Consider the following 16,755-nt stretch of genomic DNA (forward strand, 5'->3'; position numbering starts at 1 on the left):
GGGCGCGGCCGGCCCGGGCGCCGGCTCAGACACCGCCGGTCCTCACAGTTCCAGCTCGACGTAGTCGATGTCGGTGAACTCCACGCCGAGCCCGGCCGCCCTCGACCCGCCGTCGCGGAAGTACACCTCGCCCAATGCCTCCGCCACGATCTGCCGGAGCTCGCCCTCGTCGGCGCCGGCGGCCCGGGCGTCGAAGAGCCGGCCTGCCCACAACGGCGGCAGCGCCTGCGTGATCAACCGTGTCCGGGCGTCATCACTCGACCCCGGCGCCGCGGTGAAACCGAACCTGGCCCGCGTCTCCACCACGATCCCGGACACCGACGCCGCACGGTCCCGTGCCCGCTTGCGGACCAGCGGCTGCCACCGAGCGCGGACCTCGCGCTCCAGGCGCGCCGCGAGGTCCGGCTTCGGTGTGTGGATCTGATCGCGGACATATCGCTCAACCGTCCGTCGGCTGATCCCCAACACCGCGGCCACCTCCCGCGTCGACTTCAACGACCGCACCAGGAACCGCACCCGCGCGCCCGCCGACTTCGGGATCGGCCGCGTGAACGCCGCCTCCACCGCCTTCTCCAACCCGTCACCGATGAGATCCATCTGGCCTGCTTTCAGATCGTTTGACAGAACCACTGCCGCCACGCCATCCCCACGAGCCCCCCGGCGGCCACCTGAGCCCCTCTAAGCCCCGGATGGGAGTCATGGGACCTGAAGGGGTTCACGGGCCGTCAGGCGGCCGTCGGGAGGCTAGAACGGGGCTTCGGCGGGCTGTCGGTAGCCGGCGAGTTCGGGGTGCGCGGCCAGGAACCGGGTTCGGGCGGCCTCGATGTCGGCGTCCTCGGCGGCCCGGCGGGCGGCCTGGACCTCCTCGGGGGCCTGGCGGTCGGAGTGCTCGGCGTAGGCGTCGGCCAGGATCACGTCCCAGACCGGCTCCAGCAGCGCGCGCTCGTCGCGCTGCTTGGCGATCCATTCGGCCTGAGCCGTCTCCTCCGCCCGGGCGCGGGTCTCGGCGTCGGCCTCGACGCGGGCCTGGTCGGCCAGGTCCTCGGCGCGGCAGGTGTCGCACATGTGGTCGGCCGGCGGCCGGCCCTCGCCGGAGGTCGGGCAGAGCATGCACTGCCACCGCCGCCCACCCGACGGAGCCGGAGCCACCGGGGGTGCGGACGTCCGGGGCCCGGGAACCGTCCCAGCCTCGGCACCGGACGAGGCCACGCGGTCGCGGCGGTGAGCGGTCTTGCGGTCCGCCCGCCGTTGGGCGCAGGTCCCGCACGGCAGACCGCTGTCGACCATGAACCCGTCCTCGCAGGCGAGGTCCGGGCAGTCGGCCGGCTCGCGGACCAGGCCGACCGCAACGCCGACGGGGGAGCCGATGCCCTTGCCCTCGGCGGAGTGCAGATCGCGGGCGTAGCCGTGGGCGTCCCACCGCCGGGCGATCCGGGCCGCGAGCTGCTCGGGGGTCCGGGTCCCCAGCGCGGCCAGGATCGCGTCCCGGAGCACCGGCGGCCGGTAACGGGGCAGCAGCTCGACCAGCTCGGCCGGCCACGCCGCCTCCACCGCCCGCACCGCGGCCGCCTCCGCCTTGCTCAACCTCGACGACGACCCCTTCGGCGCCTTGGCGCCGCCGGACGCGGCGGAGCCGCCCTTCGCGCGCGCGCCGGTACCGGTAGAGGGCCTACGGCCGTCACCGGCGCTACGCGCCGCAGGCGCTTGAGGTTCTGTTGTGACGGTTCTTACTGACGGTTCAAGGGGTGACACCGGTGACACCGGGGCCGGTGACATGGGCGTCACCCCCCCCGGTGACGCCGGTGTCACCCCCTCCTGAGCTGCGAAAACGCTTGAGTTAACGAATTCGGTGTCCTCGGCGCTCGGGGACGTCACAGACGTCACCCCCTGCTGACCTGCGGAAACACTCGATTTAACGCTCACCGCGCGCGCCGCCGCAGTCCCCTCGCGGAACTTGCCCTCGCGGGGCTGCTCCGCCCACTGCTCGGCCCGCTTCTGCTTCGGCGTCTTGATCGTCGCGAATGGGACACCCGTCCTCGCGTAGTCGTCCCAGGGCCCGTGCAGATAGAACCTGCTCGACGCCGTCGACCCGTCCGGTCGCAGTCGCTCCTTGTCGGACATGACCCCCAGCGCGCGCAACTCCGCCAAGTGCCTCTGCACCGTCCGGTCGGAGACCTCCGCCTCGGCCGCCAACAGCGGGATCGAGGGGAAACACGAGAACCGCTCGTCCGCCCGGTCAGCCAGCCGGGACAGGATGTACTTCCGCGTCGTGTCCCCGATCAACAACGTCGCCACGTACGCCAACGCCTCCGTGCTCATCGAGGCACACCACCCTCGACAACCTCGACCCGCCCCACACCCGACCTCGACCAAGACCACGGCACACGGGCACGACGCCCACGCCGAACGGACCCGACGAAGACAGGCAGACAGGGCACGGGGAACACCGCTGTGGACAAAGAACACGGACCGACGACGAGACCGCCGTCGCGGACGGCACGAGGGGCAACAGAACAACTGGTCATGCCCCGATTGGACCGGCCAAAGCGGACAACGCCGTTTCGGAGGGTCGCCGGGACCGGCCGGCGGGACGAACCGCCGACTCCGACGGCCACACGGACCGCGAGACGGGACGGGACGGTGTGCAGCAAGAACATCCCCCGACCCTGACGGTCGGTGCCTGTGGACAAGGGTCGCCGGTCGGCGACGACGGGCGAGACACCCCCGCCATCGACGGTCGACACGACCGCGACAGGGGACGAGGTGAGGCCGGCAAGCGCGCGGGGCCGGCGCGGGGCGTACATGAGGTGGGACTCCTTGTGAGCAAGGAGTCGCAGGTCACGGCAGGTGTAGCCAGAAATCACCCAGGTGGTGATGTGTAGTGCCCCTGGATCTGGCTATCCTGGCAGTGGTGGCCGGGCCTTGTGCTAGGCGCCCGGCGTACTGCCGAACCTGCGACTCGGGCTGGCTGGAACCGAGCGAGTCGTGATGTAAGACGAGGGCCGTTCCCTGGTGACACAGGGGGCGGCTTTCGTGTTTTCTACGGGGGCATGTGGTCCTCTCGCGGCTGGTGAGCCCGTTCTACCTGATGGAGAAGAGGTCGTGCAGCATCTGGCGAATCGGTCAGGTGGCTGAGGGCGTAGGTCCCGGTGTGTCTGGTTCGGATCTAGGTCCTCGGGCCGTGAACTGCAAGGTCAATTGGATGGCGCGGTCTCGGACACGGCCCCAGGATGTCTGGCGGCGAGGCCGTCCAAGAGGCGTCGGTACGCTGCGAGGTGTGGCTGCCTGGGCTCTGCGGTTCCGCGTTCCCATCGAATCACTTGGTAGCGCGTGACCCCGAGGGCCTCCGCCACCTGCTCCTGAGTCAGCTTGGCCGCCTTGCGGAGGCGCGCTCGGGCCGCAGGCGCCGGGAGGTCGAGCGACTGCTCCAAGAGCGCGTCGACAGCGTCGTTCAAGTTGGGCATCGCACCCTCCACAACGGCAGTCACAGTCAAAGTCACATTCACTCTACTGTGCTGCCGTCGCGATTGTCTCGTCCGACGCGGGCCCATCTGGAGTTCCGGCCCACTCGTGGGCGAGCACGGAGTACAGGACGCTGTCGCGCCAGACTCCTCCGGTGTGGACGTGGTCCCTCAGCACTCCCTCGCGTTGCATGCCCAGGCGGGCGGCGACCGCCATTGAGGCGTTGTTGTCAGGCCCGATGGCTGCGCTGACGCGGTGCAACCCCAGACTGTTGAACGCGTACGACGTGAGGACGCGGGCGGCATCCGTCGCGTACCCGCGGCCCCACCAACGGGCCGCGACGGCGTACCCGAGTTTGGCCGCTTGGACGCCGGCGAACGCGATGCGAACGAATCCGACGACGGTGTCGTCCGTACCACGTGGGGTGATCGCCAGGTAGTACTCGCTCCGGGGAACTCCCTGAGCCCGGGTGATCGTCCCCTCGATCATGGCCGCGGCCTGTGTGCGGGTGCGGCTGTCGAACGATAGCGAGGCCGTGACGGCGTCGTCGCCGATGACCGCCAGGACGTCGTCCACGTCGTCCTGGCGGAACTCGCGGAGGACGACTCGGTCGCCCTCCAGACGGATGGGGTACACGGATCTCCTATCGCGGCAGCTGCAACGGCAGCCGGCTGAACACTTCGATCTCTTCTTGGAGGGACGTGCCACCGGCGGCCTGGGGCGAGTCGCGCAATGCCCGGTGCACCTGCTTGGTTGCGCGCACGATCCCGTTGATGCGTTGGCCCGGGGGGAGGCTCAGCACCGGGGCGAGGGCCTCGGCAGCTCCCTCCACCTCACCCGCCTGGACCCGCGCGACCGCCAGCGCCGATCGTGCGCCGGCCTCGTCGCCGAAGGCCCACTCGGGTCCCTCGCGGTCTTGGTACGCCTCGACGGCGCGCAGCGCGTACTCCTGTGTCGCTGCGCTCTGGCTCGGAAGCCACGACGATGCCTCCGCCGCGTAATAGATCGTCCGTACCTGTCCGAACTGGCAGAGGCCACCCAACTCGTCGACCTCGTCCTCCCGGACGGTGTCCCAGGCTGTCTCGGCACGCGTGATCGCGGCTCGGGTGCCGTCGATGTCCCCGAGGGCGGCGCGGGCCCGGGCCTCGTTGGCGGCCAACCAAACGCTAGAGGTGTTGGTTGCCCCGAGGGCCGCGCCGTCCTGGGCGTACCGCACGGAGTCGCGGGGGCGGCCGGCCCAGTACGAGACCAGGGACTGAATTCCGCGGATCCATGCCTGCAGGCCGGCGTGGTCGGCACGCTCTGCGCAGAGGTACGCGGTGCGAGCCTGGGTCATTGCCGCACGCGGATCTGCCAGGTCGTGGCTGGCCTTGGCGAGCAGCCCGCTGGCGACACCGGCCAGCCAGTACAACTGCCGGGCTTGCGCCGGCTGTCGGGGGTCTTCGACCAGGGAAAAGATCATGTCTTGAGCGGCGATGAGATCCGGCAGTAGTTCGGACAGGGGGCGCTGGGGGTAGTCCGTTGCGAGGGCCTGGACGTCCGCGTGGATCTGGTCCATGACGCTGGTCGTCAGGTTCGGGCGGGCGGCGTTGAGGAACGATTTGGACCGTTCGGCAGCCATCCTGATCAACTCCCGGTCTGCAGGGGGCTGTCCCATGGGGAGGAGCAGCCCGGAGGCGGATCCGGGCGCCGCGACCGGAAGCGCATCCCCCGGCTTGGCCAGGAGTACTTCCAGCGGGTGCCCGAACATCAGCTGCAGAACACGTCTTGTCACGGGGTTGGTCGCGAGCTTCTTGAACTCGTCGTCATCCTCGTTCGAGGATTTGGCATCCCCGCGCTTGCCGCTGGCTAACCGGCTGAGGTGACGCACGCTCATCGTGGCGTCCTCGCCATGCTGACCCGCCAACCTGAGGTACTCCTCCACGACCTCGGGCTTCGTCTGCGGGCGGTCCCACAGCAGCTGCTCCAAGAACGTGTGCGGTCCTTCCTTCCGTCGTCTGCCGGCCACCGGCCCTCCCGAGTCACATCACGTGCTCTGCTCCAGCAGTGTCGGCCGGGATGGCCGGTCTGTCAGCAGAGCACAGGCCCTGGTCCGGTAGTGGTCCGCCTCATGTCCGATGGTGGTCTCATTCAGGGCGGATACAGGACCTCGTGTGGTCATGTTCCCTCATCAGATGCTGGTGATCAGCAGTTCCGCACAGCTGATGACGAGGAGGACCTGATGAGAGACCGTCACAGAGGGAGAGATTCGTACAAAAGCTCCACCCGGTCCGCTGGCGTAGTCGTCGTGAGCACCTCCACGACGCGCTCGGCGGCCCGGGTGACCCGAGTGATCGCGAGGATGGTGACCTTCGAGCTGATCTCCAGCTCGTCGGCCTCCGAAGATGTGGGGAGCCGGCACAGAACGTGCTCGGAAACGGTTGTCGGCGTGTGGCCGGCGGCGGCGAACGCCGCCAGCGCCCCACCGACCCGTTTGGTGTCGTCCCCGAGCCCGACCTCGTCGGCGAGGACCGCAGGGTACGAGGCGCGCTGGATCTGTACCACGTCCTCCCGCCCCAGCATCGCGTGTCGGTGCCGCACCACCAAAGGGGTTCCGGCAGGTACCTCTAGGAGTTCGGCGGTCTCCTCGTCGGCGTCTGTGCGGTGCACCCCGACCACCTGCATGTACCCGTCGAGCCCTTGGTCGGCGCACGCGGTCTCCCAGGGGCCGCGGGGTGACGTGGAGAGCGTGCGGGTGTACCGACTCAACGGCACGCGTACTCGCACCCGGTGACGGACGACGGTTCCGGCGCGCCCCTTGGTGACGACGAGCCCCTCGTCGCTGAGCACCCCGATGGCCTCTCGGACCGTCTGCCGGGAGAGTTCGTACTCCGCCATCAGGTCAGTGATCCGGGGCAGCACGGCACCGGGTGAGTACACCCCGTCCGTGATCTGTTGGCGCAGGACGTCTGCCAGGTCTCGGTAGCCGCGCATCTCAACTCCTCTCATCAGCCAGTTCGCATTAGAGGCTAGCCCCTTGTTGACAACTTTAAGGGCTAGCCTCATTCTGGAATAGAGCTAGCCCAAAAGAAGCCCAAGGGAAAGCCTCGGCTTCGGGAGAGCACCGCCATGCCTGCACCACCTGCACCACCGCGCCCGGACGCCCGACCTCGTAGAGGCCGCGAGCCAAGGAAGCGCTTGTCCTTTGACAACTGGAGACGCAGTCCGCCGGGTGACGACTACCGCCCCTGACCAGCACGGTCGGGTGTTGCGGCACGGGTGACCGGACCCCAGCCCTTGCGGGGCTGTCGGACGCGTCTGAAGGGCAGGGCCGGAGCCAGAATCCCGGCCACCGTGAACGGCGGTACGCCGCAGGGGAGCGAGAGCAAACCCGCGTCGTGCCACGGACCCCGAGCGATCACCCTCCCCCCGCAGCACCACGCGGCGGCGGCGCGACGACAGGTCCCAGCCGGTATACGGCACATCGCACGACCCGGCAGGTGAGCCGTGGTCGCGGGCACGTCACCTCCCGGACGAAAGGTGACCAGCGCGGAAGGCAGAAGGCCGCGCACCTGAACCACCCCGTACTTCGCAGCTCGCGCTGCCCAGACGTCCACCGACCGGTCCACGTGGCCAGGCCGGTGGGCGGTGGAGAGCGCGGAGGTGCTCGATCCCGCTCTGTCGAGGCGTTGTTCCGCCTCGGTCCGCACGTGCCTCGGCCCCACCAGTAGTCCCTTCGTTGCAGCGGAGGGTGGCGGGGCCGAGGTGCGATCTCCCAGCACAGGAGTGAATCGCATGGACAGCATGCCCCACCCCCTGAGCTCCACCCGCTACCCCGCCGACCACCTGGCGGCCGCGACGGTCGCCGGTGTCGACCGGATCGCCCTCTCCGCCGCCCTCGGCGTCGAGGTCGACCTCCTCCTCGGCCCCGTCGAGGGTGAGTCCGGTCTCGCCGAGCAGACCCGCCAGTCCGCCCTCGTCGACATGCTCGCCGAGAGCGGCGCGTTCCCCGCCGAGCTGGGTGCGAAGCGCTGGGTGACCACGCGTCGGCTCGGTCTGCTCGCGGGCTGGATCGAGGACATGGAGCGGGACGACAACGGGCGCGGCTACGAGGCCGAGCCGGAGTCCGTGACCCCGCTCCCGACGCAGGCCACCACGACGCGGACCCTGGTCGACGGCCGCTGGGCCGGTCGGGCCTGGGCCGCGTAGCACCACCGCACCCCTGCTCGCCCTGTAGTCCCAGGCCCCGGCCGGGCGCCGGCGGATCCCGCATCCGCCGCGCCGCCCGGCCGCGCGGGCCCAACCCCAACCACTTCCTGGAGTTCGTCATGGCCTTCTTCGGCCTGTTCGGATCCGAGTCCTCGAACCGCGAGACCTACAGCGGCCGCGAGTCCGCCAGCGACAAGGCGGCCCGCAAGCGCCGTGAACGCCACCACCGCGAGGCGGCCCAGGCCGACCGCGACGGCTGGGCGTGGGACGCGGCGGAGCGCGAGCGGCACTCCCGCCGCGGCCGCCGCCGCTGACCCCCTCCCCCTTCCTCTTCTTCACCGACCCCGTGTCAGGAGAACGACCGTGCACTCGATCACGACCCTGCGCAGACTCCGCCGCCGTCGCCTGATGGTCGCGGTGGCCCCGGTCACCGTCACCCGGCTGCCCGGCCGGACCACCGGCCACGGCCAGGTCCCCGCCGAGCAGCTGCCGCCGCACCAGCGCACCGCCGGCACCGCGCCCGCCCCGATGGACGGGGACGAGTACGCGGTGTGGCTGTGGCTGCACTACCGCCAGTACCGGCTCGGTGCCGACGCCGAGGCGGGCACCGACGGGGCCGGCCGATGACCACCGACGCCGCCGCCGAACCGGGCGCGGGTGCGGACGAGTTCCCGGTGTTCTACCGCAAGCCCGAGGACGCCCCGGTGGGTTTGTGCGCGGGGTGTCCGATCCGGCCCGGGTGCGCGCTCGCCTCCGACGAGTACCGCACGTGCCCGGTGACGGGCGCGGGCGCCCCGTCCGGGCCGGTCGGGATCCCCGCGCAGGGTTCGGCGCCCGCCGCCGAGGCTTACGCGGACCCCGACCTCGACCTCGACGGCGCCCCGGAGGCGGTCGCGTCGCGGCCGGACCGGTCCGCCGCCTGGGCCGACGCCGCCGGACGCACTGCCGAGGCCGCCGTCTCCGCCGCCCTGGGCCTGTCCTGGGTCGACCTCGCGATCGGCCTGGCCACCGGCCTCAACCGGCACGACTCCGAGGGCAACGAGATCGACTGGGCTCGGTTGCAGCTCAGGCGGAACGCACTCGCGATCGGCGCGGCGACCATGATCCCGCTTGGGGACCACACCGCCACCATGTGGGTTGTCGAGTTCCTGCGCGACCTGCGCGTCGGCGACCTCCCGACCCTCCCCGCCATGACCCTCGGCCTGGCCCTGCCGCTCCTCGTCGGCCAGGTCGTGCCCGGCCCGATCGGCGGGATCTGCCGCGCCACCTGCCACGGTGCGGCTGTCCTCGGCCGCTGGACCTGGAAGTTCCTCAACGGCCGCCTCGGCTGGCTCGTCACCCGCCCCGCGATCTGGGCCGCCATATGCGGCTTCGGGTTCTTGACCGGCCGCTGGTTCATCCGCCTACTCACAGGAGCCTGACGTGAACATCTTCGACAACGACGTCGCGAACGCCGGATTCGGCGCGCTCGTCTTCGGTGCGATGGCCACGGTCGCTTTGATCGCCGGCCTCAAGTTCAAGCTCCTCAAGAGCTGGAAGACCACCCTGTTGGTCGCGGTGTTCGTGCTGTTGGTCACCGTCAACAGCGGCGGCTTGCTCGGTGAGCTCGCCGGGGTTCTGAGGTTGGGCATGAACTCGGGCGGTGAGGCCGCCGTCGACACCCTCAGCGGCGCGAAGCTCGCGCCCAACCCGCTGCGGACCCCTGTCGAACCGGCCAGTGCCGGTGGCGCCGCGATCGGCCTGTGCGGCCTGACCTGGTACGGCGTCAAGGCATACGCCGCCAAGGGCAAGCTCAAGGAAGCCAAAGAAATGATCTTGGGTGCCGTCCTCGGCGTCTGCTACGGCACCACCCTGGGCTTCATGGGCATGGTCGTCGGCGTCATGATCCCCGTCGCGAACAACATCGGCTACTGGGCCTTCTCCGGCTGAGTCCGGTTCGGGCCGTGACGGTCCGGCACACCCCGCGCCCGAGTAGCGGCGTGTGCCGGTCCACCTCAGCCCGCACCACCCGCACATCCCTCTCGCACCACCCCTTCCCTGTCCCTGCCTGCCCTGATGGAGGAGACACCCGTGGCACGCGACATCGAGCCCTTCGAGGGCGAGTGGGTCTGGGCGGAGCTCGTCGACGACGAGACCCCCGGATCCGACTCCCGCAGAACCCGCACCACCACCAACCCGGCCCCGGCCCGTCGGGGCGAGGACGCCGAGGGCGGTCGTCACCGCGCCGAGCCGTCCGGCCGCACCGTCGCGCAGGCCGCGGCCACGATCCTGCGGGCCGCCGGTGCGCAGGTCGTGCCCGGGCTGCGGGACCTGGCCCGGGGCCTGCACCACTGGACCACCGTGGCCCACATGTCCGACGAGGAGATCCGCCGGCACCTCGTCAAGCGGCACTTGGACCTGCGCGACGAACAGCGCGAGGAGGTGCGGGCGGAGGTGACCCGTCTGACCAAGCGCACCGCCAAGTTGACCAGGGACGCGGTCGACTGGGGCCTGACGGCGGGCGAGGCCGCCCGCCTCAAGGACGCCGGGGTCAACCTCAAGCTGCACTCGACGGCGGCGAAGGTCCTGCACAAGCAGCAGCTGGACTTGGCGGCGATCCAGCCGACGCCCGACCAGATCCGGCACCACCGCACGACCCGGACGCTGGCCCGGGCGGCCGGGGTGGTCCTGCCCGTCGGGCTGACGACGATCGGCCTGGTCCTGGCCGCGCCGTTGGCCGGGCTGGTGGCGATCCCGATCCTGGCCGGGGCCGCCTGGTGGGTCGGCCGCCACCCCCTGGCCCTCGGGGTCCGGCCGATCCCCGCCGAACTCTGCTCGACGCCCGAACTCGACCCGATCCCCGGGGCCGACACCCCGACGTCGGTCCCGGCCGGGGCCGAGGCGCCCGCCGAGGCCGAGGTCGACGAGCGGCCGTTCCCGATCTCCAAGGCCACCACCGTGGCCGAGGCGACGGAGGCGGTGCGGCGGGCGTTGCTCGCCGAGGACCTCGACATCGAGGCCGTCACCGACGTCGAGGCCACCCCCTACGGATGGTCCGCCCGCGTCACGTTCGCGACCGGGTCGCCCGACGTCCTCCACAAGGAGGTCCACTACGGCCGGTTGATCACCGCGCTCAAGTTGCGGCGCGCGGGCCTGCTGGTCGAGGGCGACCCGGACTCCGGGGACACCGCGATCCTGCGCATGCTCCTGCGCGACCCGTTCACCCCCGAGGTCCTGGGCCCGCTCCCCTACCGCGCCCCCCGCTCGACCTCGATCCTCGACCCGTTCGACTTCGGTGTCGCGATCGACTCCGTGCCCTTCGTCTTCACGTTGGCCGGGCTCATGCTCCTGATCGTCGCGGACTCCGGCGCGGGCAAATCGGGGATGCTCCTCGCGCTCGCCGAGGCCGTCACCTCCACCCGCGACGCCGTCCTCATCAACCTCGACCCCATCAACACCGGCGTCGGCGAACTCGGCCCCGCCATCACCCTCAACGCCTTCAACCAGACCACCATCGGGGCCGTTCTGGAGTTCCTCCTGGAACTCTCCAGCGTCCGCGCCCACATGCGGGCCTCCTACGGCTGGGGCAACCAGTGGCGCCCGAGCCCCCTGCACCCGGCGCTGTGTGTGTTCGTCGACGAGTGGCCCGCCCTGTCCGAGGAGAACAAGGAGATGTTGATCCTGCTGTTGCTGCGCGGCCGCAAGGACGGCGTGTGGGTCTTCGGCGGATCCCAGTTCGGCACCAAGGACGCGCTCGGCAAGGCGATCGGTCCCAAGCTCGCGGGCAAGCTGCTCGGGTCCTGCCGGGGCGAGGACATCACCGGTCTCCTCGGCAAGGGCGCCATCGCGGAGGGTTACCGAGCCGACCTGTTGGAGCCCGCGACCAACGCGTACATCAAGCGCGACGCGGGCCAGGTCTACGGCACCGTCGCGGGCCTGGACCGCCGTCCGATCCGCTACAAGTTCCGCGAGATCGACCCGGTCGTCGCCCAACGCCTGGGCGCGGAGCGGGCCGCGGCCGGGCTCCCGGACCTGATCCCCACCCTCACCGAGGCCGGCCTGAGCACCCGGTGGTCGGAGTTGGTCGAGTTCTGCGCCAGGGGAGGGAAGAAGGCCGACCCCGCCACCGCGTCCGGCGAGGCCGACGGGTCGGGCACGCGGAGCGCCAGGCCCTCGACGCTGGGGCGGATCCGGGCCGCGTTCGAGGACCTTCAGGACCCGGCCTGGTTGACCCTCGACGCGCTCCAGGAGGCACTGCGCGAGGGCGACCCGGAGACCTGGTCCGCGTGGGACGACCGCAGCGACCAGGACCGCCTGCGCGAGGTCGGCCGCACCCTCGCCCGGCTCCTCAAGAAGGAGAAAGCGGAGCTCTCCTCCTCCAAGATCCACGAGATCGGCGGACTGCGCGGCTACTACCTCGCCGACGTCGAGGCGGCCATCGGCAACCTCCCCGCCGACCCCCTGGACTGAACGGCCGGGCAATGGCCGCGCAATGACCGAACGGCCCTCGGCAATGACCGCGCACGGCCATTGCCGGTCATTGCCCAGCCATTCAAAAACCGTTCCTGACCTGCGAAAGCCATTACGGCCATTCCCGGCCCCACACCCCCTGTTTCGGGCCCCCACAGGGCCGTCCGGGGCCCAATGACCCCCCTGCGGCACCCACCCGGTCCGGCAACGACCGCCGGACCGGCCCGGGCCCCGACTCCCGCACCACGCAAGCGGCCCCGGCCGGTCACCTCTCACAGCTCCCCGGCCAGGGCCAACCACCGAAGTGGAGGACACGATCATGGCACTCCGCCAGCCGTCCGTCACCCCCGACGACCCCAGGCTCCAGGGCCACGCGACCGAGTACCAGGCCAGCCGCGGCGGCTACTACCCCACCCCCGACCGGCCCGTCCCCGGCACCCCCCAGGCCCCGACCGGCACCCCCTCCCAGGACCGCGACGGGAGCCGGAAGTGAGCGCCGACGCCGAGGCCATGCGCCGCCAGGCCGAGGCCGAGATGGTCGCCGCGCAGCAGCGCGCCGCCGCCCAGCTCGCCGCCGCGAACGCCGCCGCCGACGCCATACGTCACGCCGCCGAGGCCGCCGCCGCCCTCTCCGCCCAGATCACCGCGCACCTCAACCGCTGACCCAAAGGGGAGACCGCCATGACCACCAAACACGCCGTTCTCGCCGGAGTGACCCTGGGCTCCACGGAGATGGTCGCCCACGACCTCCTGGGCCCGATCCCCGCGCAGCTCTGGACCGTGATCCTCGTCCTCACGGTCGTCGCCTGGACCGTCATCCCCACGCAGCGCTACCGCATCCAGCCCGTCGTCGACATGGACGGCGCCCCCTGCTGGATGGTCACCGAGGCGTCGCTGCCCGCCGACGACGACGTCCTCGCCGTCACCACCACCCGCTCCGAGGCCCGCGCCTACGTCCGCGCCCTGCGCGCCACCGTCCACCCCACCATCCCCGCCGACGAGATCTGAGGACCCCATGCTCCAGTCCACCCGCACCCGGTACATCAACACCGGCATCGGCCTCGCCGGGGTCGTTCTCGGCGCCGTCTACGCCGACACCGTCGCCCTCGTCCTCACCACCATCGTCGACTGGTGGTCGTCCCTCCCCCGCCCGGTCCACATCATCGCCCTGGCCTGCGAGATCACCGTGATCTGGACGGTCCTCGCGGCCCTCCGCAAGCGGGGCGCCGGCCGGTGACCATCCCCGTCACCCCCGTCTGACCGGCCGCTGTGACCGGCGTGCTCCCCACCCCCACCGGCCCCCTCTCGGGCCGGGCGTGGTGGGGGGTGCACGGGCCACACCGACCCTCCGGCCCCACCCACCGCACCACGATCCCGAAGGAGATCGCCGTGTTCGGAGACCTGCTCCCGCTCGACATCGACGGCATCACCGGCAACTACGAGACCGCCGACGCCGAGTTCAAGGCGGCGATGACCCGCTGGCGGGCCGCCCACCCCGACGCCACCGGCGCCGACGTCCACGACGAGGGCATGCGCCTGGTCGCCCTCACCGAGACCGTCGCCCGCTACGTCGAGGTCCGCTACCTCCTCGCCGAGGAGGAGACCGCCCGCGAGGCCCGCGACGACCTCCTCGACGCCGTCGAGACCCGCTGGGACGCCCTGACCACCGCGAACGCCTGGCACGCCGCGCACCACGCCTACGTCTGCGCCGTGGACGAGGCCCGCATCGCCATCGACATGTGGCGCGAACGCGCCGCCCATGCCCTGCGCCGGCCCTTCTTCACCGACTCGTGGCTGAGTGACCGCGCCTACATCCAGATCCAGGCCGCCGGACACCAGCCGCTGAGGCCCGCGATGGACGCCCTGGACCCGGAGCCCCAGCAGACCGCCGAAACCATGACGGCCGTGCTCGACCAGGCCCACACCTACCGCCTGCGCCTGACCGCCCCCACCCTCACCGCCACCGCCCCGCAGTTCTGACCCGCCCTCACCCGTCCTGACCCGCCGCACCACCGATCAGGGAGCCACCCCGTGACCCAGCCCGTCGAGTACGCCATCGCCATCACCCTCCGGACCCCGGGCGGCGACCACATCACCACCCACGCCACGATCACCCCCGCCCCCGGGACGACCCGCCGGAGCCTGATGAACGACTTCAAGCGGCACGCCGAGCAGCACAACCGCGTCGAGCACTGCGCGATCGTCTGGTTCGACCTCCAGCCCAACCAGCTCCCGCGCTGACGGCCGGTACGACCGGCGTGCTCCCCGCCCCACCCCTCCCCCGGAGCGGGGGGTGCGCCGGCCGGACCGACCCGGCCCCGACTGCCTACTGGAGGACCTGATGCTGCTCCGTACCTACCGCCACCAGCGCCTGTTGGCGATCGTCATCGACCTCGTCCGCACCCGCGAGACCCGCGAGCTGGGCAGCGCGAGCGAGCTGACCCCCGCGCACGTGCAGGCCATCGTGTTCGCGCGTCAGGGGCGCCGGATCCACGAGGACCTCGCCGCCGACTACCTCCGCGCCGCGCTGATGGTCCGCGGCCGCCACGAGCTCGTCGGGCCCTTCCCCACCCAGGACTGACCTTCGGCGAGGCCCGTTTCGGGAGCACCCGGACCCGTTTCGGGGACGCGGTCCTCGACTTCGGGAGCACCCGACCCCGTTTCGGGAGCACCCGAAATCGAGGGTTGGCCGCTTCGGCGGCGACGATGACAGACCGCCGGAACCACCCGTTCCGGCAGACGGTTCAGGGCCCGCCCGGGCCCTGTCCAACCCCCGTTTCGGGGACGCGGCTCCCGACTTCGGGAGCACGCCTCCCCGCTTCGGGGCCACCGATCCGACCATCAGGAGACCACTCGTGACACTGCTCGACTGGGGCCGCAACGTCCTCTCCGACACCTCCTCCCCGAGAGCCGTTTCGGAGACACCCGAGCCGATTTCGGAGACGCCCGCGCTCGTTTCGGAGACGTGGCCCGCCGTTTCGGAGACGCCCGAGGGCGTTTCGGGGACGGAAACCGGAACCGGAACCGACACCTCCCCCGGTGGAGTCGACCCGGCGGCCGCGGGGCGCGAGAAGATCACGCTCTGGCAGGGCGTGGTGATCGCCGTGATCGTCCTGGCGGCCGCCGCCCTGGCCGCCGTGGGCCTGTACCTCTCGTTCAACAACGTCGCCTCCTTCGCCCACCGCAGGCTCCACTTCGCCACCCTCCACGACGGCCGCCTGTTCGCGATCGGTGTCGACGTCGGCATCATCGTGATGATCGGCATCGACCTGGTCATGGCGTGGCTGCGCCGGCCCATCGGCTGGGTCCGGTTCCCCGTGTGGGCGCTGACCGGCGTCACCGTCGTCCTCAACGGCGGCAGCGTCCTGCCCGAGAAGGGCCGGGCGTGGGAGCTGATCGACGTCCTGGCCGTCCTGGCCCACGGCACCGTCCCGATTTTGTTCATCATCGTGGTGGAGATCGGTCGGTATGCCATCGACCGGATCTTGCGTCCCCGGACCAAGACCCGCACCCGTGACCGGATTCCCGTGATCCGTTGGGTTCTCGCTCCCGGCGCGACCAGCGACATCTACAAGCGGATGCGCCTGTGGGGCATCTCCTCCTACCCCGAGATGGTTCGCCGTGACCAGGAGCGGCTGGGCTACGAGCAGTGGCTCTCCCGCAAGTACAAGGGGGACCTGAGTCAGGCGACGGCGGACGAGAAGCTGCCGATGGAGATGGCCCAGTACGGCTACACCGTCGCCGAGGCGTTGGACCTGCCCCGCGCGCAGGAGCGGGACGCCAAGCTCCGCGAGGAGCAGGCCAAGCGCGACAAGGCAGCCGCCGAACAGGCCACCGAGCTGGCCGCGATCGCCGACGAACGCGAGCGGATCCTGGCCAAGGGCGACCGGGACCGGACCCGGATCCTGGCCGAGGGCGGGACCGCGACCGCCCAGGCCGAGATGGACGGACAGGTCCAGATCGCCCGCCGGGTCGTCGAGATCGAGACCGAGGCCCGCGAACGGGCCGAGACCGCCGAGTCTCTCGCCCGCAAGGCCACCGCCGACCGCGAGGTGGCCGAACAACGGCAGCGGCAGGCCGCCGCAGACGACCGCGCCGCCGAACTGGAGCGCGCGGCAGCGCAGAAGCGGAAGGAAGCGGCCGACCTCGACCGGGTCGCCGCCGCCGAGACCGCGGCCGTGGAGACCCAGACCATCGCGAAGGCCCGCCAGGCTTCCGCCGAACACGACAAGGCCGCTGCCGAAATCGCGAACGCCGCTGCCGAAACCCGACGCCGTGCGTCCGAAGTCGCCCGGCGCGCGGCCGAAGAAGACGAGCGCACGCAGCAGGCGATCACCCGCACCGAACAGCTCAAGGCCGACGAGGCCGAAGCCAGGAAGCGCGCGTCCGAAGCCCGACTGGGCGCGTCCGAAGTCGAAGCGCGTGCCCTCGAAATCGAGGACGCCAACCGGCTCCGGCCCCGCGAGCGGATGATCCGCCGGGTCGCCCGCCTCATCCTCGCCGCCGGCGGAGACGCAGAGAACGTGCCCCTCTCCGAAATCCAGACCGAGTTCGCCGTGTCCCCGCCGACGGCCTCCGACTACCGGCGCGAAGCCCAGGACCTCATCAACTCCGGCTACACCCCCACCACGACCTGATGATCCCCCACACGCACGA

At 71.2% G+C, this 16,755-nt stretch carries 20 protein-coding genes and 1 pseudogene; 14 read left to right on the plus strand and 7 right to left on the minus strand.

From position 1 onward, the window contains the following. Positions 1 to 42: 42 nt before the first annotated feature. The 7 genes and pseudogenes from tpg to ACN20G_RS36815 all read right to left on the minus strand — a co-directional run bounded on the left by tpg (position 43) and on the right by ACN20G_RS36815 (position 6,507). On the minus strand, positions 43 to 597 hold the full coding sequence (gene tpg / locus ACN20G_RS36785; protein ID WP_424217807.1) for a telomere-protecting terminal protein Tpg: 555 nt from the start codon (positions 595 to 597) through the stop codon (positions 43 to 45). A 147-nt stretch (positions 598 to 744) separates the two neighbouring features. Further along, positions 745 to 1,584, minus strand: coding sequence for a hypothetical protein (locus ACN20G_RS36790; protein ID WP_424217810.1), 840 nt, complete (start codon positions 1,582 to 1,584; stop codon positions 745 to 747). A gap of 552 nt (positions 1,585 to 2,136) precedes the next feature. Continuing rightward, a pseudogene (locus tag ACN20G_RS36795) lies at positions 2,137 to 2,319 on the minus strand (helix-turn-helix domain-containing protein); the annotation flags it as partial. An 875-nt stretch (positions 2,320 to 3,194) separates the two neighbouring features. Beyond that, positions 3,195 to 3,551 (minus strand): helix-turn-helix domain-containing protein, encoded by a 357-nt coding sequence (locus tag ACN20G_RS36800; RefSeq protein ID WP_424217721.1) that lies wholly within the window; start codon positions 3,549 to 3,551, stop codon positions 3,195 to 3,197. After that, entirely contained in the window at positions 3,508 to 4,098 is a 591-nt protein-coding gene (locus ACN20G_RS36805) for a GNAT family N-acetyltransferase (protein ID WP_424217722.1), read from the minus strand. Before ACN20G_RS36805 ends, ACN20G_RS36800 begins: the two co-directional genes overlap by 44 nt. A 7-nt stretch (positions 4,099 to 4,105) precedes the next feature. After that, positions 4,106 to 5,431, minus strand: coding sequence for a hypothetical protein (locus ACN20G_RS36810; RefSeq protein WP_424217723.1), 1,326 nt, complete (start codon positions 5,429 to 5,431; stop codon positions 4,106 to 4,108). A 263-nt stretch (positions 5,432 to 5,694) separates the two neighbouring features. Continuing rightward, a complete protein-coding gene (locus tag ACN20G_RS36815; protein ID WP_424217724.1) occupies positions 5,695 to 6,507 on the minus strand; it encodes a GntR family transcriptional regulator in 813 nt (270 codons plus the stop codon). A 729-nt stretch (positions 6,508 to 7,236) separates the two neighbouring features. On the opposite strand from ACN20G_RS36815, the gene ACN20G_RS36820 reads away from it, so the two are divergent. The 14 genes from ACN20G_RS36820 (at position 7,237) to ACN20G_RS36885 (ending at position 16,736) form a co-directional block, all read left to right on the plus strand. Then, positions 7,237 to 7,650 carry a hypothetical protein gene (locus ACN20G_RS36820; RefSeq protein ID WP_424217725.1) on the plus strand — a complete coding sequence of 138 codons (414 nt, stop codon included), beginning with the start codon at positions 7,237 to 7,239 and terminating at the stop codon, positions 7,648 to 7,650. 119 nt (positions 7,651 to 7,769) lie between these two features. Next, entirely contained in the window at positions 7,770 to 7,964 is a 195-nt protein-coding gene (locus ACN20G_RS36825) for a hypothetical protein (protein WP_424217726.1), read from the plus strand. 49 nt (positions 7,965 to 8,013) lie between these two features. Further along, positions 8,014 to 8,277 carry a hypothetical protein gene (locus tag ACN20G_RS36830; protein WP_424217727.1) on the plus strand — a complete coding sequence of 88 codons (264 nt, stop codon included), beginning with the start codon at positions 8,014 to 8,016 and terminating at the stop codon, positions 8,275 to 8,277. Continuing rightward, a complete protein-coding gene (locus ACN20G_RS36835; protein ID WP_424217728.1) occupies positions 8,274 to 9,071 on the plus strand; it encodes a hypothetical protein in 798 nt (265 codons plus the stop codon). The genes ACN20G_RS36830 and ACN20G_RS36835 overlap by 4 nt, the downstream gene beginning before the upstream one ends. Before the next feature lies 1 nt (position 9,072). Continuing rightward, positions 9,073 to 9,579, plus strand: a complete 507-nt coding sequence (locus tag ACN20G_RS36840) for a hypothetical protein (protein ID WP_424217729.1) — start codon at positions 9,073 to 9,075, stop codon at positions 9,577 to 9,579. A gap of 141 nt (positions 9,580 to 9,720) precedes the next feature. Next, entirely contained in the window at positions 9,721 to 12,099 is a 2,379-nt protein-coding gene (locus ACN20G_RS36845; RefSeq protein ID WP_424217730.1) for a hypothetical protein, read from the plus strand. Positions 12,100 to 12,418: 319 nt separating this feature from the next. Continuing rightward, positions 12,419 to 12,592 carry a hypothetical protein gene (locus ACN20G_RS36850; RefSeq protein WP_424217731.1) on the plus strand — a complete coding sequence of 58 codons (174 nt, stop codon included), beginning with the start codon at positions 12,419 to 12,421 and terminating at the stop codon, positions 12,590 to 12,592. Then, positions 12,589 to 12,762 (plus strand): hypothetical protein, encoded by a 174-nt coding sequence (locus ACN20G_RS36855; protein WP_424217732.1) that lies wholly within the window; start codon positions 12,589 to 12,591, stop codon positions 12,760 to 12,762. Before ACN20G_RS36850 ends, ACN20G_RS36855 begins: the two co-directional genes overlap by 4 nt. A gap of 18 nt (positions 12,763 to 12,780) precedes the next feature. Further along, positions 12,781 to 13,107 carry a hypothetical protein gene (locus tag ACN20G_RS36860; RefSeq protein ID WP_424217733.1) on the plus strand — a complete coding sequence of 109 codons (327 nt, stop codon included), beginning with the start codon at positions 12,781 to 12,783 and terminating at the stop codon, positions 13,105 to 13,107. Between the two features lie 7 nt (positions 13,108 to 13,114). Beyond that, complete coding sequence (locus ACN20G_RS36865) at positions 13,115 to 13,336, plus strand: hypothetical protein (protein ID WP_424217734.1); 222 nt, start codon at positions 13,115 to 13,117, stop codon at positions 13,334 to 13,336. Positions 13,337 to 13,488: 152 nt separating this feature from the next. Next, the gene (locus ACN20G_RS36870) at positions 13,489 to 14,079 is read left to right on the plus strand and encodes a hypothetical protein (protein ID WP_424217735.1); all 591 of its coding nucleotides are present in this window, start codon (positions 13,489 to 13,491) and stop codon (positions 14,077 to 14,079) included. 51 nt (positions 14,080 to 14,130) lie between these two features. Continuing rightward, entirely contained in the window at positions 14,131 to 14,340 is a 210-nt protein-coding gene (locus ACN20G_RS36875; protein ID WP_424217736.1) for a hypothetical protein, read from the plus strand. Positions 14,341 to 14,440: 100 nt separating this feature from the next. After that, positions 14,441 to 14,680 (plus strand): hypothetical protein, encoded by a 240-nt coding sequence (locus ACN20G_RS36880; protein WP_424217737.1) that lies wholly within the window; start codon positions 14,441 to 14,443, stop codon positions 14,678 to 14,680. Between the two features lie 511 nt (positions 14,681 to 15,191). Further along, on the plus strand, positions 15,192 to 16,736 hold the full coding sequence (locus ACN20G_RS36885) for a DUF2637 domain-containing protein (protein ID WP_424217738.1): 1,545 nt from the start codon (positions 15,192 to 15,194) through the stop codon (positions 16,734 to 16,736). Positions 16,737 to 16,755: the final 19 nt, after the last annotated feature.

This window comes from Streptomyces dryopteridis, assembly GCF_049606955.1.
Taxonomy (GTDB): domain Bacteria; phylum Actinomycetota; class Actinomycetes; order Streptomycetales; family Streptomycetaceae; genus Streptomyces.

What these genes read in the sequence shown, in the direction of transcription:
- tpg (WP_424217807.1), bottom strand. Translation starts at nt 597, where the DNA reads ATGGATCTCATCGGTGACGGGTTGGAGAAGGCGGTGGAGGCGGCGTTC.
- ACN20G_RS36800 (WP_424217721.1), bottom strand. Translation starts at nt 3,551, where the DNA reads ATGGGCCCGCGTCGGACGAGACAATCGCGACGGCAGCACAGTAGAGTG.
- ACN20G_RS36815 (WP_424217724.1), bottom strand. Translation starts at nt 6,507, where the DNA reads ATGAGGCTAGCCCTTAAAGTTGTCAACAAGGGGCTAGCCTCTAATGCG.
- ACN20G_RS36820 (WP_424217725.1), top strand. Translation starts at nt 7,237, where the DNA reads ATGGACAGCATGCCCCACCCCCTGAGCTCCACCCGCTACCCCGCCGAC.
- ACN20G_RS36825 (WP_424217726.1), top strand. Translation starts at nt 7,770, where the DNA reads ATGGCCTTCTTCGGCCTGTTCGGATCCGAGTCCTCGAACCGCGAGACC.
- ACN20G_RS36835 (WP_424217728.1), top strand. Translation starts at nt 8,274, where the DNA reads ATGACCACCGACGCCGCCGCCGAACCGGGCGCGGGTGCGGACGAGTTC.
- ACN20G_RS36850 (WP_424217731.1), top strand. Translation starts at nt 12,419, where the DNA reads ATGGCACTCCGCCAGCCGTCCGTCACCCCCGACGACCCCAGGCTCCAG.
- ACN20G_RS36860 (WP_424217733.1), top strand. Translation starts at nt 12,781, where the DNA reads ATGACCACCAAACACGCCGTTCTCGCCGGAGTGACCCTGGGCTCCACG.
- ACN20G_RS36865 (WP_424217734.1), top strand. Translation starts at nt 13,115, where the DNA reads ATGCTCCAGTCCACCCGCACCCGGTACATCAACACCGGCATCGGCCTC.
- ACN20G_RS36880 (WP_424217737.1), top strand. Translation starts at nt 14,441, where the DNA reads ATGCTGCTCCGTACCTACCGCCACCAGCGCCTGTTGGCGATCGTCATC.